Consider the following 25,306-nt stretch of genomic DNA (forward strand, 5'->3'; position numbering starts at 1 on the left):
GCGCATAGCGCGCGCAACATGAATGGTTCCGAACCGAATGCTGCGGCTCCGCTGGCGCTTTACGTCCACTGGCCGTTCTGCGTGTCCAAATGCCCCTATTGCGATTTCAACAGCCATGTCCGCGAGGTGGTGGACCAGGATGCGTGGCGCAATGCGCTGCTCGCCGACCTGGGTTATGAGGCGGCGCTGCTGCCCGGGCGGCGGCTGGGGTCGATCTTTTTCGGGGGCGGCACGCCGTCGCTGATGCCGCCCGAAACGGTGGCAGCGGTGATCGACGCGGCGGTGGCGGCGTGGTCGCCGCAGGGCGATCTGGAAGTGACGCTGGAGGCCAATCCGTCATCGGTCGAGGCGGCGCGCTTCGCCGATCTGGCGGCGGCGGGGGTCAATCGCGTGTCGCTGGGGTTGCAGGCGCTCGACGGTGATGCGTTGGCGTTTCTGGGGCGGGCGCATGGCGTGGCCGAGGGGCTGGGGGCGCTGGCGACGGCGCAGCGGCTTTTCGGGCGGGTGAGCTTTGACCTGATCTATGCGCGGCCGGGGCAATCGGTGGCGGATTGGGAGGCGGAGCTGGCCCGCGCGCTGAGCTTCGGGACCGAACATCTGTCGCTGTATCAGCTGACGATCGAGCCGGGGACGCGCTTTGCGACGCTGGCGGCGAAGGGTGATCTGGTGATCCCGGATGCGGATGCGGCGGCGGATCTGTGGGATGTCACGCAGGCGCTGACCGGCGCGGCGGGGCTGCCGCTGTACGAAGTGTCGAACCATGCGCGGCCGGGGGCGGAGAGCCGGCATAATCTGAGCTATTGGCGCTACACCGATTATGCCGGGGTTGGGCCGGGCGCGCATGGGCGGCGCGGCGGGTGCGCGACGGTGCGACACAAGAAACCGGAGAACTGGCTGAACGCCGTCACGCGCAACGGGCATGGGGTGCAGGAAGAGGTTGTGTTGGCCGCCACCGAGCGCGCGACCGAGGCGCTGGTGATGGGGCTAAGGCTGGCCGAGGGGGTCGATCTGGGGCGGATCGGGGTGGAGTATGTCGATCTTCCCGCTGTGGAGCGGCTCGCGGGGCACGGGTTGATCGTGCGCGAAGGCGATCGGCTGCGGGTTACCGCCGCCGGGATGCCGGTGCTAGAGGGGATCTTGCGGGAGGTGGTCCGCTAAATTCCTCCCCTGCGCCGCAGGGGAGGTGGCAGCACGCAGTGCTGACGGAGGGGCCGCCGCTGCAAGCGGCGGTGTTTTGCCGAGCTGTCTAACGGCCGCCTGCGCGGCCGCCCCTCCACCACCCGCTACGCGGGCGGTCCCCCTCCCCCAGCAAGCTGGGGGAGGAATTGCGCTTACCGTCCGAACCCCTGCGGCGCAGGCGACACCGTCACGGTGGTGCCACCGCGGATTTCCTGCACCTCCAGCGCGCGTTCGGCGACGCCGTCGCGGCCGAAGCGGAAGGCTCCGTCGATGCCGCCGAACCCGCCTTCGTCGCTGAGGCGACCGGTTGGGAAATTGTCGCCCGGGCGCCAGTCGCGCGCGATCCGCACGGTGAGCAGCACTGCATCATAGCCGAGCGTCGAGAGGCGATAGGGCGCGGCGCCAAAGCGGGCGCGATACTTGTTGGCATAGGTGCGGTAGAGCGTGTCCGACACGCTTGCGAACCAGCTACCGTTGAGCGCGGTCATGCCGCCAACGGCCGAATCGCTGTTCCACAATTCGGTGCCGAGCACCTTCGCATTGGCGTTGGCGCGGCGGATGCCGGGGACGGCGGTGACTGCGCCGCTCGCGCTGTCGGCGATCAGCACTGCCTGGAACGGCGAGCGGGCGAGGCGGGCGATTGCCGCGTTCATCGCGGGCGCGCCGCGATTATAGGTTTCGAGCGCGGTGACCTTGCCGCCCGCACCCTCGACCGCGCGGAGGAAGGCGGTGCTGGCGCGGTCGCCATAGAGGCCGGTCGGCATCAGCCCGGCGAATTCGGTGACGCCGCTGCGGCGCGCATAATCGACCACGCGCTCGATCGACTGGGCGGGGGTATAGCCCATCACATAGGTGCCGTTGCCGGCGACGCCGGTGTCGTTCGAGAAGCTGAGCACCGGCACTCCGGCGCGGCGCGCGAGCGGGGCGATGGCGCGGGCGTCTTCGGCAAGCAACGGCCCCAGGATCAGCTTGTTGCCATCTGCCAGCGCGCGGGTCACGGCGGCAGTCGCGCCGAGCGCGGTGTCATAGGTGGTGATGCGGACATTGTCCGCCTTGAGATCGAGGATCGCGAGTTGCGTCGCGTTGGCGAGGCTGCGGCCGATCCCGGCATTGGTGCCCGACAGCGGCACGAGCAGGGCGACGCGGTGCCGCTCCGTATCCGCTTCGGGCAGGCCCGGGCGGACCGGGGGCGGGGTGGTCGGGCGGACCGGCTGGGTCGGGCCGGGGCGCACCGGCTCGGGCGGCGGGGCCGAGGGGCGGACGCAGGCGGACAGCGCAAGCGCGGCGCCGATGACGATTCCCCGAATGATCCGCGACATGCCCGGTTGGCGTTTCGCTGCTGCCTCTGCCATGACGTTCCCCAATGACTTCTGTTCTCGAGCCCGGCCTCTACATCGTCGCGACGCCGATCGGCAATCTCGGCGATCTTTCCCCGCGTGCGTCTGAAATACTCCTGAACGCCGATGTGGTTGCGGTTGAGGACTCGCGTGTGACAGCGGGGCTGTTCCGCCACCTGGGCGCAAAGCGGCCGATGACGCCGTATCACGACCATAATGCGGAGGCGGTGCGGCCCGGCCTCGTGGCGCGGATGGCGACGCAGGCGGTGGCTTTGGTGTCGGACGCGGGGACGCCGCTGATTTCCGACCCGGGCTACAAGCTGGTGCGCGATGCGCGCGCGGCGGGGCATGCGGTGGTGACGATTCCCGGGCCGTGTGCGGGGATCGCGGCGCTGACGCTGGCCGGGCTGCCGACCGACCGGTTTTTGTTCATGGGATTTTTGCCGAGCAAGCAGCAGGCGCGGGCCGAGGCGATTGCCGAAGTGGCGGGGGTGCGCGCGACTCTGGTCTTCTACGAAAGCGGGCCGCGGTTGTCGGCGGCGCTGGCGGCGCTGGCCGAGGGGCTGGGGGATCGCGAGGCGGCGGTGGCGCGCGAGATCACCAAGAAGTTCGAGGAATGCGTGACGGGGTCGCTGACCGAGCTGTCGGCGCGCTATGCCGAGGGCGGGCCGAAGGGCGAGATCGTCGTGGTGGTCGCCCCGCCGGGCGAGGCGGCGCCGGCGAGCGCCGAGGATGCCGATGCGGCGCTGGCCGAGGCGCTGACGCGGCTGCCAGTGTCGAAGGCGGCGGGCGAGGTGGCCAAGCGGCTGGGGCTGGACCGCAAGGCGCTGTACGCGCGGGCGATGGAACTCAAGGGGTGAGGGACCGCCGCGCCGCCGAACAGTCCGGCCGCGATGGGGAGACGCGGGCGGCGTGGTATTTGCGGCTGCGCGGGTGGCGGATTCTGGATCGGCGGGTGCGGACGCCGGCGGGGGAGGTCGATCTGGTGGCGAAGCGCGGCAAGCTGGTGGCGTTTGTCGAGGTCAAGGCGCGCAAGTCTGCGGCGGAGCTGGACTTTGCCATCGACGAGCGGCGGCTGGCGCGGGTTGCGGCGGCGGCGGAATATCTGATGCCGCGTTTTGCCGCGAACGGCGAGGATATCCGGGTCGATGTCCTGTTGCTCGCGCCGGGCGTGCGGCCGCGGCATATCGAGAATGCGTGGATTGGGTGACAAACCCTCATGTCGTTCCCATCTCCCGCTCACGCTGAGCTTGTCGAAGCGTCGTCCTTTATTTTACCGGGGCGCTCAAGAAAACCTGCCCTTCGACAAGCTCAGGGCGAACGGAGGTGTGGTTCGTGACCCGACAATTGACCGTCGCCGTGCAGATGGACCCGCTCGATTCGATCAACATCGCGGGCGATTCGACCTTTGCGCTGATGCTGTCGGCGCAGGTGCGCGGGCATCGGCTGTTCCATTATGCGCCCGAGGCGCTGAACTATGCCGATGGGCGGGTGTGGGCGAAGGCGCATCCGGTGACGGTGCAGCGAGTCGCGGGCGATCATTTCAGCTTTGGCGATCCGGTCAGCCTGAATCTGGGCGACGAGGCTGACGTGGTGCTGATGCGGCAGGATCCGCCGTTCGACCTGGGCTATATCACCGCGACGCATCTGCTCGAGCGGATCGCCGACCGGACATTGGTGGTCAACGATCCGGCCAGCGTGCGCAATGCGCCCGAGAAGGTATGGGTGCTCGATTATGCGCGCTTCATGCCGCCGACGCTGATCACGCGCGACTATGACGAGGCGAAGGCGTTCCTGGCTAAGCACGGCGCGATCGTGGTCAAGCCGCTGCACGGCAATGGCGGCAAGGCGATCTTCAAGATCGACGGTAATGGTGCGAACCTGTCGTCGCTGATCGAGGTGTTCAACACCGCGTACCGCGAGCCGCACATGGTGCAGGCGTTCCTTCCCGATGTGGCGAAGGGCGACAAGCGCATCGTGCTGGTCGATGGCGAGGTGGCGGGCGCGGTCAATCGCGTGCCGGGCGAGGGCGAGATCCGGTCGAACCTGGCGGTCGGCGGGACCGCGGCGAAGACCGAGCTGACCGCCAAGGAAGCCGAGATTTGCGCGGCTTTGGGGCCGGAGCTCAAGCGGCGCGGGCTGATCTTTGTCGGGATCGACGTGATCGGCGGCGAGTGGCTGACCGAGATTAACGTGACGTCGCCGACCGGCATCGTCGCGATCGACCGGTTCAACGGGACCGACACCGCCGCCATGATCTGGGATGCGATCGAGCGCCGCGTCGCTGCGCGCGGCTGATCCCTTTTTTTCCCTGATTAGCGTTTGGCGTCCCTTATGACCGAATTCATTCTGAACCTGATCGCCTGGGGCGGATATGTCGGGATTTTCATCCTGATGACGCTGGAGAATGTGTTTCCGCCGATTCCGTCGGAGGTGATCATGGGCTTTGGCGGGATGGCGGTGGCGCGCGGCGACATGGACATGACCCCGCTGTTGATCGTCGCGACGCTTGGCACGACGGCGGGCAATATGGTGTGGTACGGCATCGGGCGCTGGATCGGGATCGCGCGGCTGAAGCCGTTCGTCGATCGCTATGGGCGCTGGCTGACGCTGACCTGGGACGAGGTCGAGCAGCTCAACCGCTTCTTCAACCGGCACGGGCTGTGGGTGGTGTTCTTCTTCCGCTTCCTGCCGACGTTCCGCACAATGATCTCGCTGCCTGCGGGCATGGCGAAGATGGGGATGCCGCGCTTCCTGCTGGCGACGTTCGTCGGGAGCGCGATCTGGAATGCGGTGCTGGCCTATGCTGGGCTGTTGCTTGGGTCGCGGTTCGAGGAGCTGCAGGTCTATGTCGGGCCGGTCGCAATTCTCACGACGGCTGCGGTGGTGGTGGTGTGGGCCTATCGCGTGGTGACGTGGAACAAGCGGGTTAGGTAATGCCCACCTCCGTTTGCCCTGAGCCTGTCGAAGGGCTTTGCTCGACAGCGGTGGCTTCGGCCCTTCGACAAGCTCAGGGCAAACGGCGGGTGGGTTAACCCCGGAAGCTGTCCTTCGCCGCGCGGCGTTCGGCCAGTTCCTCGGCTGACGCGGCGCGCATGAAGGGGTTGGTGGCGCGTTCGAGTGCGATGGTGGTCGGCACGGTCGGCAAGCCCTGCGCGCGCATCGCATCGACCTCGGCCATCCGTGCGACCAGTGCGGCGTTATCCGGCTCAGCGACCAGCGCGTAGCGGCCGTTCGACTGGGTATATTCGTGCGCGCAATAGACGGTGGTTTCGCCGGGAAGCGCGGCGAGGCGCTGCATGTTCGCGAACATCTGCGCCGCCGTCCCTTCGAACAACCGGCCGCAGCCCATCGCGAACAGCGTATCGCCGACGAAGACGATCTCGGCCTCGGGGAGGTGGTACGCGATATGGCCGGCGGTGTGGGCGGGGACGTCGATCACCCGCGCCGCGAAGTCGCCGAGCATGACCGTGTCGCCTTCGGCCACCAGCCGGTCGGCGGTCGGGATCTTTGCGGCCTCTGCGGCCGGGGCGGTGATGGTGCAGCCGGTCGCGGCCTTGATCGCGGCATTTCCGCCGGTGTGGTCGGGGTGCCAGTGGGTGTTCCAGATCGCCGAGATCGTCCAGCCGCGCGCTGCGGCGGCCTCCAGCACGGGTTCCGCTGCGGCGGGGTCGACGACGATCGTCTCCCCCGACGCGGCGTCATGCGCGAGCCAGATGTAATTGTCGCTGAGCGCGGGGATTCGGACGACCTCGATTGCCATTACCAGGCCCCGGTGTTGGGCATCGACGCCCAGGGTTCGGCGGGTTCGAGATGGCCGTCCTGCAGCAGTTCGACCGAGATGCCGTCCGGGCTGCGCACGAACGCCATATGGCCGTCGCGGGGCGGACGGTTGATCGTCACGCCGGCGTCCATCAGCCGCTGGCAGGTTTCGTAGATATTCTCGACGCGATAGGCGAGATGGCCGAAATTGCGGCCGCCGGTGTAGACCTCGGGCGCGCTGCCATCCTCGGGCGGCCAGTTATAGGTGAGTTCCACCTCGGCACGCGGGCGGCCATCGCGCTCGGACGTTTCCGCCGCGATGTCGCCGGGGGCGGCGAGGAAGATCAGCGTGAAGCGACCCTTTTCGCTCTCCATCCGCCGGGTTTCCTTGAGGCCGAGCAGTTCGAAGAAGCGGATCGAGGCGTCCGGGTCGGTCACCCGGATCATGGTGTGGAGATAGTGCATCGGGAGTCCCTGTCGCTGGTTTTGGCCAGAGATAGGAAAGATGGTGGCGGTTTCTATTCCCCACCCTCGAATTGTTTAAGCGCGGCGCGGGCGGAGGCGCCGATCGGACCGTCGGGGGAGATCTGCGCGGCGCGGGTCCAGGCGGCTCTGGCCCCGGCTTCGTCGCGCGCGACGGCGGCGATGTTGCCGGCTTCGAGCTGGACCGAGGCGTCGTCGCCGGCCTTTTCGAGCGCGCGGGCGATGTGTTCGCGGGCGAGCGGGATGTTGCCGGTGCGGCGTGCGAGGTTGGCGGAGAGCAGCCACGCCATGGGGTCCTTCGCCGCGTGGATCAGCGCCTTGTCCAGGTCGCCGCGCGCGCCGGCGAGGTCGCCCGATGCGACCAGCGCTCGGGCGCGGTCGAGATGCGCCTCGCCGAGCTCCAGCCCCTTCAGCGTGCCGGTGGCGAGCGCGGCGTCGAGCGCTGAGCGTGCCTTTGCGGCCTCCCCGGCGGCAAGCCAGGCATTGCCGGCCTGTGCCCAATATTTGGACGCGCGGCGGTCGCGCGCGACTTCGGCTTCGCGTGCCGCCGTTTCGAAGGCGCCGCCCGCGCTGACCCAGCGCTGCTGCCGGGCATAGGCCATGCCGCGGCATTGTTCGGCGAAGAAGCGCCCGCCCGCCATGCGCCAGCGATTGGCCTCGGCAATTCCGGCGGCGGGTTCGTCGACCGCAAGCTCGACGCAGCGTTCCCAGCGCTGTTCCTCGGGCGACGGCGGGCCGACGGGGGAGGGCGGCGTGACACTCTGGGCGGCGGCGGCGAGGAGCAGGAGCATCATGGCGTGGGGACGAGATCCTCAAGGGTGCGCAGGATCAGGGCGATGTCCTGCGAGCGCGACAGGCGGTGGTCGCCGTCCTTGACGAGAAGTGTCTGCACATCGTCTGAACGGAGCAGGCCGGCGAGGGTGACGCTGCGCTCCCACGGCACATCGGGGTCGCGCTGGCCGTGGATCAGCCGGGTGGGGATGGACAGGTCGATGGGGCCATGCATCAGCCGGTTGGCTTCGCCCGAGGACCAGAAGGCACGGGTGGTGACGGTGGGTTCGGGCGAATAGTCGGACGGCTGTTCGAGGCGGCCTTCGTTGAGCAGCGTCATCTTCTGCGCCTCTGTGAAGCCCCAGTCGGTGAAGTCGGGGGCGGCGGCGATGCCGACCAGGGCGGCGACGCGATCGGGCCGGGCCTGGGCCACCAGCAGCATGATCCACCCGCCCATCGACGATCCGACGAGGATGACGGGTCCTTCGATCAGGCGGTCGATCAGCAGCAGCACGTCGTCGCGCCAGCCGGCCAGCGTCTGATCCGCGAACGCGCCCTCGCTCTCGCCGCAGCCGGCATAGTCGAAGCGCAGAAAGGCGCGGCCGGTGGATTGTGCCCAGGCTTCGAGTGCGACCGCCTTGCTCCCGCTCATGTCGGAGGCATAGCCGGGGAGGAACACGATCGTCGGACCGGTGCCGGGGCTGTGGTGATAGGCGAGGCGGTGGCCGTTGGCGTTGATCATGGGAGGGGTCTTAGGGGGTATCGGTAGATTTTGCGACATTCCTCCCCCGGAGGGGGAGGTGGCACGCGAAGCGTGACGGAGGGGTATTTTCCCCACGCGACGTAGCTTGCCGAAACTACCCCTCCACCGCCTTCGGCGGTCCCCCTCCCCCTCCGGGGGAGGAATGAGGGGGTGCGCATTGAACCATGACGTGCGCGGCCCGCTTGGCTAGGGTGCCGCAATGGACGATCGCCCGCTTCCCCTGCTGTTCGGCGCGCATCTGGCGCGGGATCGGCGGAGGTCGGTGCATACGGTGCGGGCGTATGAGGCGAGCGCGGCGCGGCTGATCAGCTTTCTGTCGGGGCATTGGGGCGGGGCGGTGGATCGTGCGGCGCTGGCCAAGGTGAGCGCGGCGGATCTGCGTGCCTATCTGGCGCAGCGGCGCATTGACGGAATCGGCAATGCCAGCGCGGCGCGGGAGCTGTCGGCGGTGCGGGCGTTTCTGCGCTTTGCGGGCGGGGAGGACGCCGAGCTGCCCCGGCTGCGCGGCCCACGCGTGCGCAAGGGCGTGCCGCGTCCGGTGTCGCCCGATGAGGCGGTGGCGCTGGCCGAGGAAGTGGCGGACGAGGCGCGCGAACCGTGGATCGCGGCGCGCGACCTCGCGGTGCTGTTGCTGCTCTATGGCGCGGGGTTGCGGATCGGGGAGGCGATGGCGTTGACTGGTGCTGCGCTGCCGCTGAGCGAAACGCTGCGGGTCACCGGCAAGCGCGACAAGACGCGGATCGTGCCGCTGTTGCCGCAGGTGCGCGCGGCGGTGGAGGAGTATGTGCGGCTTTGTCCGTATGGCACCGCGCCGGGCGCGCCGCTGTTTCGCGGGGCGCGGGGCGGGCCGCTCGATCCGGCGCTGGTGCGGCGGGCGGTGCGCAAGGCACGGGTGCAGCTGGGCCTGCCCGAGCGGACGACGCCGCATGCGCTGCGCCACAGCTTTGCTACGCATCTGCTGGGGCGCGGGGCGGATCTGCGCGCCTTGCAGGAGCTGCTCGGCCATGCCAGCCTGAGTTCGACGCAAATCTACACTGCTGTGGACGCTGCGCATCTGCTCGACGTCTATCGCAACGCCCATCCGCGGGCGTGAGCGCGGAACCCTTTCCCCGCTGACCCATTGGGGTGGCGGGTTTCCAGAACAGGAGAGTGAAACGATGATCCGGACCGGTTGTGCACTTGCCGCACTTGCCCTGACCGCCGCGTGCAGCGGTGGCGCCACCACCAGCGACCCCGGTCGCGCGACGGCGCAGCTCAAGCGCGCCGATGGCAGCGCCGCGGGCAGCGCGGTGGCGACGGTGACCAATGGCGGGCTGTCGGTGAAGGTGTCGGTGACCGGCATTTCCCCCGGGCCGCATGGCGTGCATGTGCACATGACCGGCAAGTGCGACGCGCCGGCCTTCACCACCGCCGGTGGGCACTGGAACCCCGGCGCGACCAAGCATGGGCTGGAAAATCCGCAGGGCGCGCATGCCGGCGACATGCCCAATCTGATCGTGCGCGCCGATGGGACCGGCACGCTGACCTACAAGCTGGGGTCGGGGACGATGGAAGGCTTGCTCGACGCCGATGGCGCGGCGTTCGTGGTCCATGCCGGACCGGACGACCAGAAGACCGATCCGTCGGGCAATAGCGGTGACCGCATCGCGTGCGGCGTGTTCGCGGCGGGCTAAGCCGAGGCGCTACGGGCCGGTCAGCGCATAGCGCGCGACCGGCTCGTAGCTTGAGCCGCTCGCGCCGCGGCGGCTTTCGTAGAGCGCCATGTGCGTGACGCTGAACTCCGGGCTTGTCAGTGCGGCATTGCGGGCGAGGAAGGCATCGACCGGCCCCGCCGAGCGCGCGAGCCGCGCCAGCGTGATGTACGGCAGATAGGCGCGATGCTCCGGGTCCAGCCCGATGCGCACCAGCGCGCGGTCGATCTTGCGGTGGAGCGCGGCGAGCGGTTCGCGCGGGGCGACGCCGGCCCAGATCGCATTGGGATGCCCCTTGCTGTCGAACATGCCGCAGCCATCGATGCGTAGCGGGGGCAGGTCGGCGCGGATCGCCGACAGCGCGGTGGCAATATCCTCCGCCATGCGCGAATCGACTTCGCCGATATAGCGCAGGGTGATGTGGAGCTGGTCGTCATCCTGCCAGCGGGCGTCGTCGATGCCGTCCATCTGGTCGATCAGCAGGTCGCGAATCGGGGGCGGCGGGCGCAATGCGACGAACAGGCGGTGCATGGTCCGGCGATTAACCCACTTTGTCAGAGACAGCGATTCCGGTTTTCCTTGAATCTCGCCCGGCAAAGCATGATATTCGGTAACATCCGGGCGGCCGATATCCAGAGACCGCCGGGCAAAGGAGTTTGAGATGGCTAACTGGTCTGACCCCCACACGACCGCCGCGCCGTACGCGACGGCCGCAGGTACGCGGGATAGCGCCGCGTATGATGCGGGGCTGCGGTCCTACATGCTTTCGGTTTACAACTATATGGCATCGGGCGTGCTGCTGAGCGGCATCGTCGCGCTGATGTTTGCCTGGGGCGGCAGCGAATCGATCGCCGCTTCGGTCTTCGCCAATGGCGGCCCGCTGGTGTGGCTGATCATCCTGTCGCCGCTGGCGATCGTGTTCGCGATGAGCTTCGGTCAGAACAAGTTCTCGACCGGCGCGCTTCAGGGCATGTTCTGGGCGTTCACGGTGCTGATGGGCCTGTCGCTCTCGACGCTGCTGCTGCGGTATGAGGGTGCGTCGGTCGCGCAGGCGTTCTTCGCCGCCGCTGCCGGTTTCGCAGGCCTCAGCCTCTATGGCTACACGACCAAGCGTGACCTGTCGGGCTTCGGCAGCTTCTTGATCGTCGGCCTGATCGGCCTGATTGTTGCGTCGATCATCAACATCTTCCTGAAGGCTGAGACGCTGGCTTGGATCATCAGCATCGCAGGCGTGCTGATCTTCGCGGGTCTGACGGCGTATGACACGCAGCGGATCAAGAGCGTCTATCAGTATGTCGCCGGCACCGACATGGTCGGCAAGGCGGTGATCATGGGTGCGCTGAACCTGTATCTGGACTTCATCAACATGTTCCAGTTCATCCTCAGCATCATCGGCAACCGCGAATAATCCGCGCTGCCGATGGCGATTTCGGGAGGGCCCGGCCAGCGATGGCCGGGCCCTTCTGCGTTTCGGGGGCGGAACGCGAGATGCAGGGCGCGCGTTTTCATCGTCCACCCATATGGGAGAGAGACGATGGACGACGATAACAAGCGCGGCGACGCCGGGACCGACGAGAGCATTACCGAGCGGCTGGAGAAGAATCCCGAGAGTAAGCAGGCGCGGCTGGACCGCGCACTGGATGAGTCGATGGATGCGTCCGACCCGCCCTCGGGCACGCAGCCGATCCATTCGCATCATGCGGCGCCTTCGACTGGCTATGATGCCGACAAGGAGGCTGAGTTGGCGAAGGCGAAGGGCGGGGCGGAGTAGCCGTTTGCCGTGATGACCAGGTCGCCAAAGCCCCCGGCTTTGGCTGAAACGTCCGGGGGACGTTTCACCTGGTCATTGTCGAAGGGCCGAAGCCACCGCTGTCGGGAATCGCCCTTCGACAGGCTCAGGGCAAACGGGGTGTCCCCCTAACGTTTCATCACATCGAGCGCCGCCGCCGTCATCGCTTCGGCGGCGGTGCCGATCACCTTTTCCGCATCTGGCGCCCATTTCGGGCTGTGCAGCGAGGGGAGGCCCTTGCCGCCATTGGCCTGCGCCTTGTCCCACGCGTCCTGCGGGACCCCGCCGACCCAATAGATCACACTCTTCACCGACGGATCGGCGATCGGGTAGCGGCCGAAATCCTCGCCCGCCATGGTGGGGGCAATGTCAGTTACGCGCGCCGCGCCGAAGCGGGCGGTGAACAGCGTCTTGAGCTGGCCCGCAAAGGCGGGATCGCTGACGGCGGGCGGGGTGAAGGGTTCGCGCACCGTGACGATCGGCATGCGGTCCTCCGGTACGCCCGCCGCGATCGCCTCACCCTTGGCGATGCGCGCGATGCCGTCGAGCAACTGCTTGCGCACTTCGGGCGTATAGGCGCGGACGGTGAGCAGCAGCAGCGCCTGATCCGGGATGATGTTGTGGCGGGTGCCGCCCTGGAAGCTGCCGACCGTGACCACGGCGGAATCGAGCGGATCGATCTCACGCGCGACCAGCGTCTGCAGCGCCGAGACGATGCGCGCGCCGAGCACGATCGGGTCCTTCGTCGTCGCGGGATAGGCACCGTGGCCACCGACGCCCTTCACCACGATATCGACCGAATCGACGCTGGCGAAGGTCGGGCCGGCGCGGACGCCGATCACGCCGGCGGGCAGCGCGGCGCTGTTGTGGAAAGCGATGGCGTGGGTCGGCTTGGGGAAGCGGGTGTAGAGGCCGTCCTTGAGCATCGCGAGCGCGCCGGCGCTGTTTTCCTCCGCCGGTTGCGCGACCATGACGACGGTGCCGCGCCACTGGTCCTTCATCGCCGCGAGGTTGCGCAGCGTGCCGACCCAGGCGGTCATGTGCGTATCGTGCGCGCAGGCGTGCATGACGCCGCTCTCGACCCCCTCGGGCGTGCGCGTGCGCACCTTTGACGCGAAGGGCAGGCCGGTTTCCTCGGTCACCGGCAGGCCGTCCATGTCCGCGCGGATCAGCACGACCGGGCCGTCGCCATTCTTCAGCACCGCGACCACGCCGGTCCCGCCGACCTGTTCGGTGACAGTGTAGCCGGCCTTGCGCGCTTCGGCGGCGAGCTTGGCGGCGGTCTTCACCTCGGCCTGGCTGACCTCCGGGTTCGCATGGAGGTCGCGGTACAGCGTCATCAGCGAGGGGAGTTCGCGCGTGGTGGCGTCGCGGACGCTGTCGGCGGCGGCAGGGGCGGCGAGCGCGAGCGTCGCGGCGGCGGTGGCGAGGAGCGTCTTCATGACGCTACCCTAACCCACCCCGCGCCCTGCGCAACGCTAACCCGCCGGGACCAGTTCGATCACGTCGAGCTGCGAATCGAAATTGGGATAGGGCAGGACTAGCCGCCAGCGGCCCACCGCGACGCGCTCGACATAACCGGCCATGTCGCGCTTACGGTCGAGGCTGTAGGGGAATGGCTTGGTCTCGTCGCCGAGTTCGAGCGCGCCGAGGAAAATGACGCGTGCATCGGTTTCGGCGTAGAGCGTGCCCGATGGGCGCTGTTCGCCCTCCGACACCGCGAAGACCGGCATCTCGCCATCGCGACCTACGCGACAGCGCACAGGCGCGCGCTCGGCGAAGGTCTGCAGGCCCGGGCGATAGGCGCCGAGCTTGAAGGTGCGGCAGCGATACTCGCCGGCGGGGGGCATGGCATTTGCCATCGCCCGGTCGGGCTCGAACAATGCGCCCTCGCGCGCGATGACGCCATTGTCGGCGGTGCGGGCGGCGGGCAGGGCGGTGGTCCATGCCTTGCGCCAGTCGCGCAGGCGGTTGCGATCCTGATCGGTGGTGACCGCGCGCCAGCGGGTTTCGGGTGGGGTATCGACGAGGCTGAGGCCGTCGCGTGCGCAACCCGCGAGCGCGGCTCCGGCGAGCAGAGCAAGGAGCGTGGCGCGGGTCATGCGGCGGTCCACCCGCCATCCATGCTGTAATTCGCGCCGGTGATCGACCGCGCATCGTCGCGGCAGAGGAACAATGTCAGCGCCGCGACCTGTTCGGGCAGCACGAATTCCTTGGTCGGCTGTGCGGCGAGGAGGACGTCGTTCATCACCTGCTCACGCGTCATCCCGCGCGCCTTCATCGTGTCGGGGATCTGGTTCTCGACCAAAGGCGTCCAGACATAGCCGGGCGAGATGCAGTTGACGGTGATGCCGTCGGTCGCGGTTTCGAGCGCTATCGTCTTGGTCAGCCCGGCCACGCCATGCTTGGCGGCGACATAGGCGGACTTGTTGGGGCTTGCGACGAGCGAATGCGCCGAGGCGGTGTTGATGATGCGGCCCCATTTCGCGGCCTTCATGTGCGGCACCGCTGCGCGCATCATGTGCCAGGCCGAGGACAGGTTGATCGCGATGATCGCGTCCCATTTTTCGGGCGGAAATTCCTCGATCTTCGCGACATGCTGGATGCCGGCATTGTTGACGATGATGTCGGGCCCGCCGAGTTCGGCATGGCAGCGCTCGACCATCGCGTAGATTGCGTCGGGCTTGCTCATGTCGGCAGCGTCGTAGAGCGCCTTGGCACCGCTGATCGCTTCCAGTCCGGCGCGTTCGGTCTCGATCGCATCGGCGTCGCCGAACCCGTTGATCATCACGCTCGCGCCCTCGGCTGCCAGCGCCTTGGCAATGGCGAGGCCGATGCCCGATGTGGAGCCGGTGACGATGGCGGATCTGCCCTTGAGGAACATGCGATACTCCTGATTAGCGTCTGGTGAGGTCGAAGGCGGCGGTGCGGCCGTCGGCGATATTGCTGGCGATCAGGCGCGCATTGGCCATGGTGCGTGCGACATCGTCGCGGCCCGCCTGCCAATGTTCGCGCATCGACCGCGCGGAAAATTCGAAGTCGCGGCTGCCGCCTTCCCACGCATTGGCGCGGTAAATGAGGTGGACGAGGCTGACCGGCTGTTCGTCCGCCGCCTGGCGCAGCGCGGCGACATCGGGATCGTCGGCAAGGCTGTCGGGCAGCTTGGCCAGCACCTTGCGGATCAGCTCGCGCTCCTTGCGCAGCTTCAGCCGTTCGTCGCTGACCTGGCGGGTGCGGCTGGAGAAGCGGATTTCCTTTTCGCGCGCCATCACATCGGTGATCGTGTGCGGCATCGCGGCGGCGGCGGAGAAGAGGTCGACCTGAAACACCAGCATCGCGCTGCGCTGATGATCAAGGACATGGATCAGCGGGGTGTTGGAGACGAGGCCGCCGTCCCAATAATAGTTGCCGTCGATCTCGACCGGGGGCAGGCCCGGCGGCAGCGCGCCCGATGCCATGATGTGGCGCGCGTCGATGCGATCGGTGGTGGTGTCGAAATAGCGGAAATTGCCGCTCTCGATCTCGACCGCGCCGACCGACAGGCGCACCGGCCCGGTGTTGAGCAGATCCCAGTCGATCAAAGCGTCGAGCGTCTCGGCGAGCGCGGCGGTGTCGTAGAAGCTCAACGCCGCGCAGCTGCCAGGGGTTGCGAGGAAGGGCGGGACGGTGCGCGGGTGGAAGAAGCCGGGAACGCCCCGCATCAGCACTGCGGCGGCGGACCATTCATGGACCAGCTCACGCACCTGATCCTGCGGGAAGATCGGGAAGCTGGGCAGGCCGCTGGTGACGCGGTTCCAGAAGGCTTCGAGCCGCTCGACCCGGCGTTCGGGCGGGTTGCCCGCGACGATCGCGGCGTTGATCGCGCCGATCGAGATGCCGGCGACCCAGTCGGGTTCGATGTCGGCGCCGGCCAGCGCCTCGATCACCCCGGCCTGATAGCTGCCGAGCGCGCCGCCGCCCTGCAGCACCAGCGCCACGCAGCCGGGTAGGGGGAGCGTCGCGTCGCGTCCCTCTTTCCTGCGTCGCTGCGGATCGGCATCGGCCATGGCGCACATGTGGTGCAACGCAGCGCGAAGGGCAATGCGGGATTCTTCATGCAACGCGATGCCGCTTGGGGCATTGTGGCGGGAAGGAAACGATAAAAAGGGGGATGGGCCATGCGGCTCGACGATCTCGATCCAAGTAACAATGTCCGCGATCTGGGCTCGGGCGGTGGCGGCGGTTTTGGCGGCGGGGGGAACATCCTGTTCGCGCTGCTGCCGATGCTGCTGGGCAGTCGGCTGGGTTGCGGGACGATCGCGCTGATCGGGATTGGCGCTGCGATCTTCATGACGCTGGGCGGTGGCGGCGCATTGCTGAGCGGCGGCAGCACGACCGGGAGCGGCGGGCAGCAGGTGGCGCAGCAAAAGGCGTGCGACACGCCCGAGGAGCTGCAGGCGTGCCGTGTGATGACCAGCACCGAACAGACCTGGACCAAGCTCTTCGCCGATCAGGGCCAGCGTTATCCGGCACCGGTGCTCAATTTCTATGAAGGCGGGGTGCAGTCGGGCTGCGGTCAGGCAAGCTCGGCAGCGGGGCCGTTCTATTGCCCGGCGGATCGCGGCATCTATCTCGACACCGCATTCTTCCGCGAGCTGTCGACGCGATTCGGTGCGGCGGGCGACTTTGCCCAGAATTACGTGATCGCGCATGAAGTTGGCCACCATATCCAGAATGTCAGCGGCACGATGGAGCAGGTGCGCGCGCGCCAGTCGCGGATGAGCCAGGCCGAGGGCAATGCGCTGTCGGTGCGGGTCGAGTTGCAGGCGGATTGCTATGCTGGCGTCTGGGCGGCGCAGAATCGCGACCGGCTTGAGGCAGGTGACATCGAGGAAGGGCTGCGCGCTGCCGAAGCGATCGGCGACGATACGCTGCAGCGCCAGGCACAGGGGACAATCGTGCCGGAGAGCTTTACCCATGGCACATCGGCGCAGCGCATGAAGTGGCTGAAGCGCGGACTGGACAGCGGCAACCCTGCCGCCTGCGATACGTTCAGCGGCGCGATTTGAGGATGAGTGAATGAGTGTCGCATTCCGCCGCGAAAGCGACGAGGAGCATAAGGAACCCCGGTTCGAACTGCCGATCCCCGCCGGTCCCAATCTGGTGACCGCGCGCGGGCTGGCGCTGATCGACGATCAGGTACGCGTCCTGGAGGCGCAGCTCGACGGGCTGGAGAGCGAGGAGGCGCGGGCACCACTGCTGCGCGAGCTGCGCTACTGGCATACGCGCCAGACGACTGCGCAGCTTGCGCCGGTGCCCGATCCGGATGTGGTCGCGATCGGATCGCGCGTCGGCTTTCGCCTGAACGGGCGCGCGCGCTCGATCGACATTGTCGGCCCTGACGAGGCCGATCCGGCGCAGGATCGTATCGCGTTTCAGGCGCCGCTCGCCGCCGCAATGCTGGGCGCGGAGGTGGGCGAGCGCATCGATTTCGGCGGGCGCAGCGAGGCGATCGAGATCCTCTCGGCCGAACCGATTCCCGGCTGAACCAGCCGCGCCGCAGACCGCGCCGAGGGCGGAATTCGACGCGTTTCCCGTTGCAAAGCGGGTGCGGGAAAGCTAGACGGGCCGCCTTCCGGCACTGCCGGGACGTGGAGCGGGGCTGTAGCTCAGATGGGAGAGCGCTGCAATCGCACTGCAGAGGTCAGGGGTTCGATTCCCCTCAGCTCCACCAACCTAACGCATTGGAAACAAGCGATTTTCCGGTCTACGCGGCCGGCGCTTGTTTGTGTTCTGTATCGCTGGCGTATCGCAGGTGCGCTTTGGTGTGCTTCGAGAGTTCGATGAAAAATTCGTCGATCGCCGCCACAGCAGCGTTCAGATAGGTGGGCGACAGGTGTTCGTAGTTGCGCGCGGTCGTGCCTTGAGCGCTATGCCCGGCGAGCATCTGACGCTGCTCTGACGGCACGCCGCGCTCGGCCAGCCAAGTGAGCATCGTGTGCCTCAGCGTCTTGGGCGTCGCACCTTTTACGCCCGCCTCTTCGCACGCCGCGTTCCACGCCGTCTTGATGCTCTTGGTCTCACGCTCGAAATGCGTTGGACCGCCCGGAACGCGGTTTTTCTCCGCGATCGCGACCTTGTATTTGATGAGCTTACCTTTGATGCCCTCGACCCAAGGACGGACCGCCTTCGCCATGGGGACGACAGCACGGCGTTTCCGCGAGTGCCCCCGCCCCGGCTGACGCGGGTCGATCAGGTTGCGCTTGAGGTCGATATTGGCGTCGGTGAGCTCCAAGATTGCCTCTGGCCTGCCGGCCGGCTGTGCCGAGCTCAAGCACAATGAAGCGAACGAGATGTTCGCGCTCCGCCTTGCCAGCGCAAGCATCCAGGATGGCGGCGATCTCCTCGAACGATAACAGCCGGTCACGCGGAGGTGCCTTTGATGCACCGGCACGCTGGCGACAAACGGGGGATGGTCAATGCGTTGCGCCTTCCATGCCCAGCTCAGAGCGCCCCTCAGTGCAGCAAGGTCGCGGTCTATCTATGGCCGCCGACGCCCGCTTTGGCGCGCCAGGTGCGAAATCGCATTTGCAGATCGGGGGTGAGCTCCATCACCGTTGGTCCTTTGACCCGGCCCAGCCTGCGCTCCTCTTCGAAGAATGCGATCCACTGGTCGATTGAATAGACGTAGCGATCCGGTGCTGCGAGGTTGGCGACATGATGCTTGAGCCAGTCTGCCATGAGCGCCTCGACGAGGGCCTCGTCCTTGGATTGCTTCTGAGGCGCGGTGTTCGCGACATGATGCGCCGCGAGTGCGTCTAGTGCCTCTTGCGGCGGCGAATCTGGGCCGCCTCCTCGCGCAGGAGTTGTGAGGTGCCGCGTGACAGCGCGTCCATCGGAACGATATTCGAGCCGGCAGATGCACCAGGCGCCACCGTCTGGCCGCTGCCAGAGCCAGTAGCTTCCAAGTTGATGTCGTTGTCGTTGACGGTTGCGGCTTCGCATGCGGCTCTGATCTCCTGTGCTTCCATTGCGCTGATGACGCGGTAGATGTCCTCGAAGAGCAAAACGCGGACATGCTCCGGCGCTAGGTGCAGCTTGCGCCCAGTTCGGGCGGCACTACGAAGCCGTTGTGCAAGATCTGATACAGGGCGTTGCGCGCATACCTTCATGGCGGCTCTCTGAGGGGGTGCTGTAGTCATCGAGTGTGTGTGTGTTGTTGCACAACAATCTGGCATCAAGTGGAAAATTGCATGACGGACGACGTGGATCAGTATCCATTGGCAGGGACGCGCGCGCAGGTGATGCTGGAAGCGAGTATCAAGGCCGCTCAGGGAGCTGGCCGGTCCCAGCGCGATGTCGCAAAGCAGCTAGGGTATAAGTCGTCGGTGGTGCTCAGCCACATGGCGTTGGGGCGCGTCGGTATCCCGGTGGAGCGGGCGCTGGATATGGCCGAGGTGCTGGGGATCGACTCTAGCGCCTTCATTCTCGCCGTGTTGGAGCAGCGGTTCCCGAAAGCGGACTTCAGGGCGCTCTTCGGCGTTTCCTATTCGTCCGACGAGACCGTGCGCAAGCTGGAGGCTGTGGCAGGTTGTTCGCTCAACGACCTGCCTGCCGATACGCGCGCTCTGCTCGAAGAGGTCGTGGCGGCGCGCGACCCTCGCCGACGTTGGCTGGCTTTGCCAGAGATCGCAACGATGGAGCTGGTTCGGCGGCTGCGGCCCGAAAGTTCGAAAGCGGGATTGCGCGACGAAGATCTTGCGGCCCTCGAGCGGGCGTTTCACAAGTGACCCTCGCAAGAACCGACTATTCGATGTCGCGTGTGCGCCTTCGTGCTGAGACGATCGAGTGGCTCTCACGCCCCGAGTTCAGCCATGCGATCACGCTTGCGCCGAACCGCAAAGACATGGTGCTGAACCGTGCGGACATGGAGCCCGAGCTGATGCGCAAGATGCTGAGCGCATTCTGCTGCGAGGTGGACAAGTTCATGCTCAGGACGTCCAACCCGCGTAGCCGCTACTCCTGTGAGCGATTGCATCTCGTGGCGATGCCGGAAAAGCTCGACAGTAACCCCCATCTCCACTGCGTCGCCAATTTCACGCGGGCATTCTGGCAGCACAACCTCGACAAGCCCTGGGAGGAGGAGCTGCCCAAGATCTGGAAGCGTTTTACGCGCGGAGCAGGCTCGATCGAGATCGATGTGAATAGCAGCGAGCGAGTTGCCTCCTACATCACGGAGGAGATGCTGCGACCGGATCATGACTTCTATCATTCGTGGGATTTTCAGCCGGCGCACCGCATCGTCGACGAAAACCTGAAAGCTACCCTCGAACTTATCGCACCAACGAGAAGGGCCGCTTAGGCGGTTGGCCGCAACGCTGTGACGCAGGAGGTGATCGCCTTCTGCCGAGCTCAGGCGCAAGTGGGTCCTGCGGTCGCAGGACGGCTTGGATCACCGCGACATGATCGCACCCAGCACTGTCGCGTGATCGTGGCGGTGATCCAGCGGTATGGAAAATACGCGAAGCGTTGCAAGACCAATCGAAGCATATCTCAACGAAGGATCGAGAAGGGGTTTGCCTCGAAAACTCATGGAGATTGGGCTTCCATGCAATCATACAAAGAGGGGATGCATCGCTGCTTCCATGGACATCATCTCTATGGAATCTGGAGTTGCCGTGCCAGCGCTTCGCATGGAATCAATCGAAGATTGCGACGGCCGTGTCGGTCTTGTTGATGGACACAAAATTACCCGGCAGGATCAGGAAGGTCGATGGGGCACCTCATCGACGTTAGATCGCCGCGATGTAACGCCAACAGTTCAGCCTTTACACTGATGCAGCTGGTCATGCTTGGAGCGTGGAACCCGGCAATAGCTGCTTCGGAAAGCGCAGGGTGAAGATGGCCCCGTTGGTCGGATGGTTGCGTGCTTGGACATCGACCCCCATGGCAGTCGCGAAGCCCCTGACGATGGCAAGCCCCAGACCGCTGCCGCCATGACGGTCGCCGCCGCGTCCTTGAGCAAACGTCTCGAAGATTAGCGCTTCCTGGCCTTCGTCGAGACCAGGCCCTTCATCCCGAACCGACAGCTCGACCGCGTCCGGCGTGCGCGTGCCCTCGATGGTGATCGTGCCCGCTTCCCCACCATGCTGTGCTGCGTTCGCCAGCAGGTTGATCAGGATATGGTGAAGCAGGGTCGGGTCGGCGGTGACGAAAGGAAGGTTTGCCGGCACACGCAGGTCGATATGCCGCCCGCGGAACAGGTCCTTGAGATCATGGACGGCGCCCCCGATCGCATCGGTCAGATCGATCGGCTCGGGGCGCAGCTCCAGCGCTCCGCCGTCGATCCGCACCATGTCGACAAGATTGTCGAGGAAGCGGCGCAATCGTGCAACCTCCATTCGCGCGATCGGCAGGGTCGGTGCTTCGGGATGCTCGAATGCAATCGCTTCGATCGCGGTTGCGACCGAGGTGAGCGGCGTGCGCAGGTCGTGGCCGATCGAGGACAGCAACGCCGCGCGAAGCCGATCGCGTTCCTTGAGCAGGCTGACTTCGCGGACTTCGTCCTCCAGCTTCAGTCGCTCATGCGCCAGCGCCGCCTGACCTAACAGTGTTTGGAGCAGCACAGCGCGATCGGCGCGCACTGGATCGCGTCCATCGGCGCGCGCGATGCCGATGACCGCGAGCACGCCCAGTGCGGTCTTGAGCGGGTGAAATTGCCAGTCAGCCGCGTTCAGCGTGCCGGTGCCCATCCCCGCCGGTTCACCGCGATCCCATGACCAGTCCGCGGCGGCAATATTTACCGATCCCAGCTCCACACCGCCGTTGGGTGACTGCGCGACGATCGTCAATTCATGATCGCGGCGGTTGAGAAGCACGACATTGACACCGAGCAGTCGCGAGACCTCATCGCAAATGATCCGGCTGGTGGTCTCCCAGTTCGAAGCACGCGCCAACGCCTGGCCGAACGCGGCGATCGCGGCATTCTCCTGCGCCCCACGCGCGCCAAGCGTTGCGCGCGCCTTGAGCTTGGCAGCGAGATTGGCGGTGAACGCCGCAATGCCGATCAGCACGAACATCGTCAGCAGACTTTGGGGGTCAGCGATGGTGAAGGTGTAGATCGGCGGCAGGAAAAAGAAGTTATAGGCGAGCCCGGCGAGTAATCCGGTCGCGAGCCCCGGCCGCAGTCCGAACCGCCCTGAAGCCACGATCACCGGGAGCAGGAACAGCAGGTCGACGCCGCCGAGACCGATCCAGGGTTCGACCAGCTTTCCGACCAATGTCGTGGCAGCGATCAGTGCGCCAATGGTCGCATAGGCTGCGGGATCGCCCCATCGCGCGGCGGGCGCGCGCGCAGCTCTGGCCGTGCTGGCTTCCGTCGCCGGGATGACATGAACCGCCAGACCATCACGCGCGCGCAGCATTGCACCGACGACCGATCCGTGTCGGAGCTCAAACCACCAGCTGCGCACCGACTTGCCGATTACCAGCTGGGTCGCGCGCATGCCCTCAACATGGATCGACAGGCCCTCGATCACGCTTGCGGCCGGAACGGTTGCGATCGTGGCGCCGAGGCTGGAGGCGAGGCGCAGCGTGTCTGCAATACGGCGCTTCTCATCTTCGCCGAACTGCTCGGCGCGCGGGGTTTCGATATAAACTGCCTGCCATGGTGCGCGAAGTGCATCTGCGAGCCGTTTGGCGGCCCGCACCAATGCGTCCGATCCGGGAAGTTCGCTGATCGCGACCAGCACGCGCTCACCCCCGGCGAAGGTGCCGGGTAGTGCGCTGGCGTCAAGATGCTCCAGCAGCGCCTGATCGACGCTCAGCGCGGCGCGGCGCAGCGCCATCTCGCGCAATGCAGACAGGTTTGGCTTGGAGAAAAAATGGCCGAGCGCCCGCGATGCTTCGGCGGGGATATAGACCTTGCCCTCCTTCAGTCGATCGATCAGCTCGTCGGGGGGCAGGTCGACGACCTCGATCTCGGCGCCGTCGAACACACTGTCTGGCACGGTTTCGCGCACGCGGACCTTGGTGAAGCTCGCGACGACGTCGTTGAGGCTTTCGACATGCTGGACGTTGAGCGTGGTGTAGACGTCGATACCCGCGTCACGCAGCTCCATCACGTCCTGCCAGCGTTTGGGATGGCGACACCCCTCGGCATTGGTGTGGGCAAACTCGTCGACCAACGCCAGCTGCGGCCGCCGCGCCAGCACCGCGTCGAGGTCCATTTCCTCCAGGTCGTGCCCGCGATAGGGCAGGGTGCGGCGCGCGATCACCTCGAACGGCGCGACCAGCGCCTGAGTCTCTGCGCGTCCATGCGTTTCGACCACAGCGACCACGACATCGCTCCCGGCGCGCAGCCGCTCGGCGCCTTCGCGCAGCATCTCGAACGTCTTGCCCACCCCGGGCGCGGCCCCGAGGAAAATCTTGAGCCGACCCCGCTGCTCGCGGTGCGCGGCGCGCAGCAGGGCTTCGGGGGAAGGGCGGGATTCGGGGTCGGGCATCGGCGGTGACACTGGCGCGGGCCTGCACGGATGCCAAGCAATGGCGCGCGATTCCTATGCTTTCTTAATGCCCGCGCATTGCATTCACCGGCGAAGCTTAATGGGCTTCGCGCCTAATTGACCCTCCGAACCATTCGGAGTCCGCCCCCATGTCTGACGTCATCTGGCTCGCCGTGCTCGGCGGCCTGTTCCTCGCGACGCTCGCCTATCTGCGCCTGTGTGACGAGGCCTGAGATGAGCCTTCACCTGACGCTCGCCGGCATCACCGCGCTTGCCCTGCTCATCTATCTCGCCGCCGTGCTCGTCCGGCCCGAGAAATTCTGAAAGCCCCGATTTTATGACCGTTCAGGGATGGGGGTTGATCCTCCTCTTCGTCGCGCTGGTCGCGGCGCTCGCCAAGCCGATCGGGCTGTGGCTCTTCGCGCTCTATGAAGGGCGCCGCACGCCGTTGCACGCCGTGCTCGGGCCGGTCGAGCGTGGCTTCTACACGCTTGCCGGGATCGATCCGACCGTCGAGCAGAGCTGGCGCCGCTACGCGCTGCACATGCTGATCTTCAACCTCGCCTTGCTGCTGTTCACATATGCGGTGCTGCGCCTGCAGAGCGTGTTGCCGATGAACGCGCGCGGCCTCGCCGGGATGACCGCCGATGGCGCGTTCAACACCGCGATCAGCTTCACAACCAACACCAACTGGCAATGGTATTCGGGTGAGGTGGCGCTGTCGAACCTCAGCCAGATGCTGGGGCTGACGATCCACAACTTCCTGTCCGCCGCGACCGGCATCGCCATCGCCTTTGCGCTGTTCCGCGGCTTTGCGCGCCGGCAGGTGAGCGGGCTCGGCAATTTCTGGGCGGATGTGACGCGGATCACGCTGTACCTGCTGCTGCCGCTGTGCATCGTCTATGCGCTGTTCCTGGTCGCCAATGGCGTGCCGCAGACCTTTGCCAGCCTGGTCGATGCGACGGGTCTTGAGGGGCTCAAGCAATCGATCGCGCTCGGCCCTGTCGCCTCGCAGGAGGCGATCAAGATGCTCGGCACCAATGGCGGCGGCTTCTTCAACGCCAACAGCGCGCATCCGTTCGAGAATCCCAATGCGCTGACCAATCTGGTGCAGATGCTGTCGATCTTCGCCATCGGCGCTGGACTGACCTGGACCTTCGGCAAGGCGGTGGGCAACACGCGCCAGGGCTGGGCGATCCTCACCGCGATGCTGATCCTGTTCACGGTTGGGGCAGGCGTCACCTATTGGGCCGAGGCCGCCGGTAACCCGAACCTCCACGCGCTCGGCGTTGCGGGCGGCAATATGGAGGGCAAGGAAGTCCGCTTCGGCATCGCCGCGAGCGCGCTGTTCTCGGTCGTCACCACTGCCGCGTCGTGCGGCGCGGTCAATGCGATGCATGACAGCTTCACCCCACTGGGCGGCATGATCCCGCTGTTCAACATGCAGTTGGGCGAAGTCGTGATCGGCGGCGTCGGTGCGGGCATCTATGGATTCCTGCTGTTCGCCATCCTCGCGGTGTTCGTCGCGGGCCTGATGGTCGGGCGCACGCCGGAATATGTCGGCAAGAAGATCGAGAGCCGGGAGGTCAAGCTGGCGGTACTCGCCATCGCGATCCTGCCGCTGTGCATCCTCGGCTTCACCGCGCTCGCCGCAGTGCTGCCCGATGGTCTGGCGGGGCCGCTCAACAAGGGGCCGCACGGCTTTTCGGAGATCCTCTACGCCTTCACCTCCGCGACCGGGAATAACGGCTCCGCCTTTGCCGGGATCACCTCGGGCACGCCCTTCTACAACGGGCTGCTGGGGGTCGCGATGTGGCTTGGCCGCTTCTTCGTGATCGTACCGGTGCTCGCCATCGCGGGCAGCCTCGCCGCCAAGAAATACACGCCGGAAACAGCGGGCTCGTTCCCGACCACCGGCGGCCTGTGGGTCGGCCTGCTCGTCGGAATCATCCTGATCCTCGGCGGCCTGACCTTCCTCCCCTCGCTCGCGCTTGGACCCATCGCCGATCAGTTCGCGATGGTCCACGGCCAGCTGTTCTGAGTGCCGA

30 protein-coding genes and 1 tRNA gene are annotated in these 25,306 nt (G+C 66.5%); 17 read left to right on the forward strand and 14 right to left on the reverse strand.

The genetic code is table 11. The features are described 5' to 3' along the window. Positions 1 to 18 precede the first annotated feature (18 nt). Positions 19 to 1,158 carry a radical SAM family heme chaperone HemW gene (hemW, locus tag KYX69_RS01380; RefSeq protein WP_300492756.1) on the forward strand — a complete coding sequence of 380 codons (1,140 nt, stop codon included), beginning with the start codon at positions 19 to 21 and terminating at the stop codon, positions 1,156 to 1,158. Between the two features lie 173 nt (positions 1,159 to 1,331). On the opposite strand, the gene KYX69_RS01385 is transcribed toward hemW, so the two are convergent. Then, positions 1,332 to 2,531 (reverse strand): penicillin-binding protein activator, encoded by a 1,200-nt coding sequence (locus KYX69_RS01385; RefSeq protein WP_300492758.1) that lies wholly within the window; start codon positions 2,529 to 2,531, stop codon positions 1,332 to 1,334. 11 nt (positions 2,532 to 2,542) lie between these two features. Here KYX69_RS01385 and rsmI point away from each other — a divergent pair, with 11 nt between their 5' ends. From rsmI to KYX69_RS01405, 4 genes are all read left to right on the forward strand, one after another. Next, positions 2,543 to 3,376 (forward strand): 16S rRNA (cytidine(1402)-2'-O)-methyltransferase, encoded by an 834-nt coding sequence (rsmI, locus tag KYX69_RS01390; protein WP_300492759.1) that lies wholly within the window; start codon positions 2,543 to 2,545, stop codon positions 3,374 to 3,376. Beyond that, on the forward strand, positions 3,373 to 3,726 hold the full coding sequence (locus KYX69_RS01395) for a YraN family protein (protein ID WP_300492760.1): 354 nt from the start codon (positions 3,373 to 3,375) through the stop codon (positions 3,724 to 3,726). The genes rsmI and KYX69_RS01395 overlap by 4 nt, the downstream gene beginning before the upstream one ends. Positions 3,727 to 3,851: 125 nt before the next feature. Next, positions 3,852 to 4,814 (forward strand): glutathione synthase, encoded by a 963-nt coding sequence (gene gshB / locus KYX69_RS01400; RefSeq protein WP_300492762.1) that lies wholly within the window; start codon positions 3,852 to 3,854, stop codon positions 4,812 to 4,814. 36 nt (positions 4,815 to 4,850) lie between these two features. Then, positions 4,851 to 5,453, forward strand: coding sequence for a DedA family protein (locus KYX69_RS01405; RefSeq protein WP_300492764.1), 603 nt, complete (start codon positions 4,851 to 4,853; stop codon positions 5,451 to 5,453). 94 nt (positions 5,454 to 5,547) lie between these two features. On the opposite strand, the gene gloB is transcribed toward KYX69_RS01405, so the two are convergent. The 4 genes from gloB to KYX69_RS01425 are packed head-to-tail and all read right to left on the reverse strand — an operon-like array spanning position 5,548 to position 8,274. Further along, positions 5,548 to 6,279 carry a hydroxyacylglutathione hydrolase gene (gene gloB / locus KYX69_RS01410; protein ID WP_300492766.1) on the reverse strand — a complete coding sequence of 244 codons (732 nt, stop codon included), beginning with the start codon at positions 6,277 to 6,279 and terminating at the stop codon, positions 5,548 to 5,550. Next, the gene (locus KYX69_RS01415) at positions 6,279 to 6,743 is read right to left on the reverse strand and encodes a VOC family protein (RefSeq protein WP_300492767.1); all 465 of its coding nucleotides are present in this window, start codon (positions 6,741 to 6,743) and stop codon (positions 6,279 to 6,281) included. The genes gloB and KYX69_RS01415 overlap by 1 nt, the downstream gene beginning before the upstream one ends. Positions 6,744 to 6,796: 53 nt before the next feature. Then, positions 6,797 to 7,555, reverse strand: coding sequence for a tetratricopeptide repeat protein (locus KYX69_RS01420; RefSeq protein ID WP_300492768.1), 759 nt, complete (start codon positions 7,553 to 7,555; stop codon positions 6,797 to 6,799). Then, a complete protein-coding gene (locus KYX69_RS01425; protein ID WP_300492770.1) occupies positions 7,552 to 8,274 on the reverse strand; it encodes an alpha/beta hydrolase in 723 nt (240 codons plus the stop codon). The genes KYX69_RS01420 and KYX69_RS01425 overlap by 4 nt, the downstream gene beginning before the upstream one ends. 220 nt (positions 8,275 to 8,494) lie before the next feature. Here KYX69_RS01425 and KYX69_RS01430 point away from each other — a divergent pair, with 220 nt between their 5' ends. Continuing rightward, entirely contained in the window at positions 8,495 to 9,388 is an 894-nt protein-coding gene (locus KYX69_RS01430) for a tyrosine recombinase XerC (RefSeq protein ID WP_300492772.1), read from the forward strand. Between the two features lie 64 nt (positions 9,389 to 9,452). Further along, positions 9,453 to 9,968 carry a superoxide dismutase family protein gene (locus KYX69_RS01435; RefSeq protein WP_300492774.1) on the forward strand — a complete coding sequence of 172 codons (516 nt, stop codon included), beginning with the start codon at positions 9,453 to 9,455 and terminating at the stop codon, positions 9,966 to 9,968. A gap of 9 nt (positions 9,969 to 9,977) precedes the next feature. Here the strand turns inward: KYX69_RS01435 and thpR are convergent, their stop codons facing one another. After that, on the reverse strand, positions 9,978 to 10,517 hold the full coding sequence (gene thpR / locus KYX69_RS01440) for an RNA 2',3'-cyclic phosphodiesterase (protein WP_300492776.1): 540 nt from the start codon (positions 10,515 to 10,517) through the stop codon (positions 9,978 to 9,980). Positions 10,518 to 10,647: 130 nt separating this feature from the next. On the opposite strand from thpR, the gene KYX69_RS01445 reads away from it, so the two are divergent. Together KYX69_RS01445 and KYX69_RS01450 are read left to right on the forward strand one after the other, a co-directional pair. After that, positions 10,648 to 11,394: a Bax inhibitor-1/YccA family protein gene (locus tag KYX69_RS01445; RefSeq protein ID WP_300492778.1), complete on the forward strand. Its 747-nt coding sequence runs from the start codon at positions 10,648 to 10,650 to the stop codon at positions 11,392 to 11,394. Between the two features lie 126 nt (positions 11,395 to 11,520). Continuing rightward, the gene (locus tag KYX69_RS01450) at positions 11,521 to 11,757 is read left to right on the forward strand and encodes a hypothetical protein (RefSeq protein ID WP_300492780.1); all 237 of its coding nucleotides are present in this window, start codon (positions 11,521 to 11,523) and stop codon (positions 11,755 to 11,757) included. 146 nt (positions 11,758 to 11,903) lie between these two features. Here the strand turns inward: KYX69_RS01450 and KYX69_RS01455 are convergent, their stop codons facing one another. Genes KYX69_RS01455 through KYX69_RS01470 form a run of 4 tightly spaced genes read right to left on the reverse strand, consistent with a single transcriptional unit; the run spans position 11,904 to position 15,821 of the window. Continuing rightward, positions 11,904 to 13,217 carry an amidohydrolase gene (locus tag KYX69_RS01455; RefSeq protein ID WP_300492782.1) on the reverse strand — a complete coding sequence of 438 codons (1,314 nt, stop codon included), beginning with the start codon at positions 13,215 to 13,217 and terminating at the stop codon, positions 11,904 to 11,906. A 36-nt stretch (positions 13,218 to 13,253) separates the two neighbouring features. Next, the gene (locus KYX69_RS01460; RefSeq protein ID WP_300492784.1) at positions 13,254 to 13,877 is read right to left on the reverse strand and encodes a DUF4893 domain-containing protein; all 624 of its coding nucleotides are present in this window, start codon (positions 13,875 to 13,877) and stop codon (positions 13,254 to 13,256) included. Beyond that, on the reverse strand, positions 13,874 to 14,659 hold the full coding sequence (locus KYX69_RS01465; protein ID WP_300492787.1) for a 3-hydroxybutyrate dehydrogenase: 786 nt from the start codon (positions 14,657 to 14,659) through the stop codon (positions 13,874 to 13,876). The genes KYX69_RS01460 and KYX69_RS01465 overlap by 4 nt, the downstream gene beginning before the upstream one ends. A 13-nt stretch (positions 14,660 to 14,672) precedes the next feature. Continuing rightward, positions 14,673 to 15,821, reverse strand: a complete 1,149-nt coding sequence (locus KYX69_RS01470; RefSeq protein WP_300492790.1) for a patatin-like phospholipase family protein — start codon at positions 15,819 to 15,821, stop codon at positions 14,673 to 14,675. A 111-nt stretch (positions 15,822 to 15,932) separates the two neighbouring features. Between KYX69_RS01470 and KYX69_RS01475 the strand changes: the two genes are divergently transcribed. The 3 genes from KYX69_RS01475 (at position 15,933) to KYX69_RS01485 (ending at position 17,488) form a co-directional block, all read left to right on the forward strand. Beyond that, on the forward strand, positions 15,933 to 16,823 hold the full coding sequence (locus KYX69_RS01475; protein ID WP_300492793.1) for a neutral zinc metallopeptidase: 891 nt from the start codon (positions 15,933 to 15,935) through the stop codon (positions 16,821 to 16,823). A 10-nt stretch (positions 16,824 to 16,833) separates the two neighbouring features. Further along, entirely contained in the window at positions 16,834 to 17,301 is a 468-nt protein-coding gene (locus KYX69_RS01480) for a GreA/GreB family elongation factor (RefSeq protein ID WP_300492795.1), read from the forward strand. Positions 17,302 to 17,412: 111 nt separating this feature from the next. Next, positions 17,413 to 17,488: transfer RNA gene (locus KYX69_RS01485), tRNA-Ala, on the forward strand. Positions 17,489 to 17,521: 33 nt separating this feature from the next. On the opposite strand, the gene KYX69_RS01490 is transcribed toward KYX69_RS01485, so the two are convergent. Then, entirely contained in the window at positions 17,522 to 18,049 is a 528-nt protein-coding gene (locus KYX69_RS01490) for a tyrosine-type recombinase/integrase (protein WP_300492796.1), read from the reverse strand. Between KYX69_RS01490 and KYX69_RS01495 the strand changes: the two genes are divergently transcribed. Next, positions 18,039 to 18,170, forward strand: a complete 132-nt coding sequence (locus KYX69_RS01495) for a hypothetical protein (RefSeq protein ID WP_300492798.1) — start codon at positions 18,039 to 18,041, stop codon at positions 18,168 to 18,170. The genes KYX69_RS01490 and KYX69_RS01495 overlap by 11 nt on opposite strands. Before the next feature lie 121 nt (positions 18,171 to 18,291). On the opposite strand, the gene KYX69_RS01500 is transcribed toward KYX69_RS01495, so the two are convergent. After that, positions 18,292 to 18,495, reverse strand: a complete 204-nt coding sequence (locus tag KYX69_RS01500) for a hypothetical protein (RefSeq protein ID WP_300492800.1) — start codon at positions 18,493 to 18,495, stop codon at positions 18,292 to 18,294. 77 nt (positions 18,496 to 18,572) lie between these two features. Next, positions 18,573 to 18,821 (reverse strand): hypothetical protein, encoded by a 249-nt coding sequence (locus tag KYX69_RS01505; RefSeq protein ID WP_300492802.1) that lies wholly within the window; start codon positions 18,819 to 18,821, stop codon positions 18,573 to 18,575. 186 nt (positions 18,822 to 19,007) lie between these two features. Between KYX69_RS01505 and KYX69_RS01510 the strand changes: the two genes are divergently transcribed. Together KYX69_RS01510 and KYX69_RS01515 are read left to right on the forward strand one after the other, a co-directional pair. After that, complete coding sequence (locus KYX69_RS01510; RefSeq protein ID WP_300492803.1) at positions 19,008 to 19,544, forward strand: hypothetical protein; 537 nt, start codon at positions 19,008 to 19,010, stop codon at positions 19,542 to 19,544. A 23-nt stretch (positions 19,545 to 19,567) separates the two neighbouring features. Further along, the gene (locus KYX69_RS01515; protein ID WP_300492805.1) at positions 19,568 to 20,116 is read left to right on the forward strand and encodes a hypothetical protein; all 549 of its coding nucleotides are present in this window, start codon (positions 19,568 to 19,570) and stop codon (positions 20,114 to 20,116) included. A 484-nt stretch (positions 20,117 to 20,600) separates the two neighbouring features. Here KYX69_RS01515 and KYX69_RS01520 read toward each other — a convergent pair whose 3' ends face one another. Next, complete coding sequence (locus tag KYX69_RS01520) at positions 20,601 to 23,258, reverse strand: sensor histidine kinase KdpD (protein WP_300492807.1); 2,658 nt, start codon at positions 23,256 to 23,258, stop codon at positions 20,601 to 20,603. Between the two features lie 234 nt (positions 23,259 to 23,492). Between KYX69_RS01520 and KYX69_RS01525 the strand changes: the two genes are divergently transcribed. Together KYX69_RS01525 and kdpA are read left to right on the forward strand one after the other, a co-directional pair. Beyond that, positions 23,493 to 23,582 (forward strand): potassium-transporting ATPase subunit F, encoded by a 90-nt coding sequence (locus tag KYX69_RS01525; RefSeq protein WP_224919938.1) that lies wholly within the window; start codon positions 23,493 to 23,495, stop codon positions 23,580 to 23,582. A gap of 13 nt (positions 23,583 to 23,595) precedes the next feature. Next, positions 23,596 to 25,299 (forward strand): potassium-transporting ATPase subunit KdpA, encoded by a 1,704-nt coding sequence (kdpA, locus tag KYX69_RS01530; protein WP_300492811.1) that lies wholly within the window; start codon positions 23,596 to 23,598, stop codon positions 25,297 to 25,299. Positions 25,300 to 25,306: the final 7 nt, after the last annotated feature.

Origin of the sequence: Sphingomonas sp. (assembly GCF_030145815.1) — a bacterium.
In the GTDB taxonomy this organism is placed as follows: Bacteria; Pseudomonadota; Alphaproteobacteria; order Sphingomonadales; family Sphingomonadaceae; genus Sphingomonas.

What these genes read in the sequence shown, in the direction of transcription:
- KYX69_RS01515 (WP_300492805.1), top strand. Translation starts at nt 19,568, where the DNA reads ATGTCGCGTGTGCGCCTTCGTGCTGAGACGATCGAGTGGCTCTCACGC.
- KYX69_RS01435 (WP_300492774.1), top strand. Translation starts at nt 9,453, where the DNA reads ATGATCCGGACCGGTTGTGCACTTGCCGCACTTGCCCTGACCGCCGCG.
- KYX69_RS01450 (WP_300492780.1), top strand. Translation starts at nt 11,521, where the DNA reads ATGGACGACGATAACAAGCGCGGCGACGCCGGGACCGACGAGAGCATT.
- KYX69_RS01430 (WP_300492772.1), top strand. Translation starts at nt 8,495, where the DNA reads ATGGACGATCGCCCGCTTCCCCTGCTGTTCGGCGCGCATCTGGCGCGG.
- KYX69_RS01520 (WP_300492807.1), bottom strand. Translation starts at nt 23,258, where the DNA reads ATGCCCGACCCCGAATCCCGCCCTTCCCCCGAAGCCCTGCTGCGCGCC.
- KYX69_RS01415 (WP_300492767.1), bottom strand. Translation starts at nt 6,743, where the DNA reads ATGCACTATCTCCACACCATGATCCGGGTGACCGACCCGGACGCCTCG.
- KYX69_RS01510 (WP_300492803.1), top strand. Translation starts at nt 19,008, where the DNA reads ATGACGGACGACGTGGATCAGTATCCATTGGCAGGGACGCGCGCGCAG.
- KYX69_RS01470 (WP_300492790.1), bottom strand. Translation starts at nt 15,821, where the DNA reads ATGGCCGATGCCGATCCGCAGCGACGCAGGAAAGAGGGACGCGACGCG.
- KYX69_RS01525 (WP_224919938.1), top strand. Translation starts at nt 23,493, where the DNA reads ATGAGCCTTCACCTGACGCTCGCCGGCATCACCGCGCTTGCCCTGCTC.
- KYX69_RS01405 (WP_300492764.1), top strand. Translation starts at nt 4,851, where the DNA reads ATGACCGAATTCATTCTGAACCTGATCGCCTGGGGCGGATATGTCGGG.
- KYX69_RS01465 (WP_300492787.1), bottom strand. Translation starts at nt 14,659, where the DNA reads ATGTTCCTCAAGGGCAGATCCGCCATCGTCACCGGCTCCACATCGGGC.
- KYX69_RS01420 (WP_300492768.1), bottom strand. Translation starts at nt 7,555, where the DNA reads ATGATGCTCCTGCTCCTCGCCGCCGCCGCCCAGAGTGTCACGCCGCCC.
- KYX69_RS01455 (WP_300492782.1), bottom strand. Translation starts at nt 13,217, where the DNA reads ATGAAGACGCTCCTCGCCACCGCCGCCGCGACGCTCGCGCTCGCCGCC.
- KYX69_RS01500 (WP_300492800.1), bottom strand. Translation starts at nt 18,495, where the DNA reads ATGGCAGACTGGCTCAAGCATCATGTCGCCAACCTCGCAGCACCGGAT.
- KYX69_RS01460 (WP_300492784.1), bottom strand. Translation starts at nt 13,877, where the DNA reads ATGACCCGCGCCACGCTCCTTGCTCTGCTCGCCGGAGCCGCGCTCGCG.
- KYX69_RS01425 (WP_300492770.1), bottom strand. Translation starts at nt 8,274, where the DNA reads ATGATCAACGCCAACGGCCACCGCCTCGCCTATCACCACAGCCCCGGC.
- KYX69_RS01475 (WP_300492793.1), top strand. Translation starts at nt 15,933, where the DNA reads ATGCGGCTCGACGATCTCGATCCAAGTAACAATGTCCGCGATCTGGGC.
- thpR (WP_300492776.1), bottom strand. Translation starts at nt 10,517, where the DNA reads ATGCACCGCCTGTTCGTCGCATTGCGCCCGCCGCCCCCGATTCGCGAC.
- rsmI (WP_300492759.1), top strand. Translation starts at nt 2,543, where the DNA reads ATGACTTCTGTTCTCGAGCCCGGCCTCTACATCGTCGCGACGCCGATC.
- kdpA (WP_300492811.1), top strand. Translation starts at nt 23,596, where the DNA reads ATGACCGTTCAGGGATGGGGGTTGATCCTCCTCTTCGTCGCGCTGGTC.
- KYX69_RS01445 (WP_300492778.1), top strand. Translation starts at nt 10,648, where the DNA reads ATGGCTAACTGGTCTGACCCCCACACGACCGCCGCGCCGTACGCGACG.
- KYX69_RS01480 (WP_300492795.1), top strand. Translation starts at nt 16,834, where the DNA reads ATGAGTGTCGCATTCCGCCGCGAAAGCGACGAGGAGCATAAGGAACCC.
- KYX69_RS01385 (WP_300492758.1), bottom strand. Translation starts at nt 2,531, where the DNA reads ATGGCAGAGGCAGCAGCGAAACGCCAACCGGGCATGTCGCGGATCATT.
- hemW (WP_300492756.1), top strand. Translation starts at nt 19, where the DNA reads ATGAATGGTTCCGAACCGAATGCTGCGGCTCCGCTGGCGCTTTACGTC.
- gloB (WP_300492766.1), bottom strand. Translation starts at nt 6,279, where the DNA reads ATGGCAATCGAGGTCGTCCGAATCCCCGCGCTCAGCGACAATTACATC.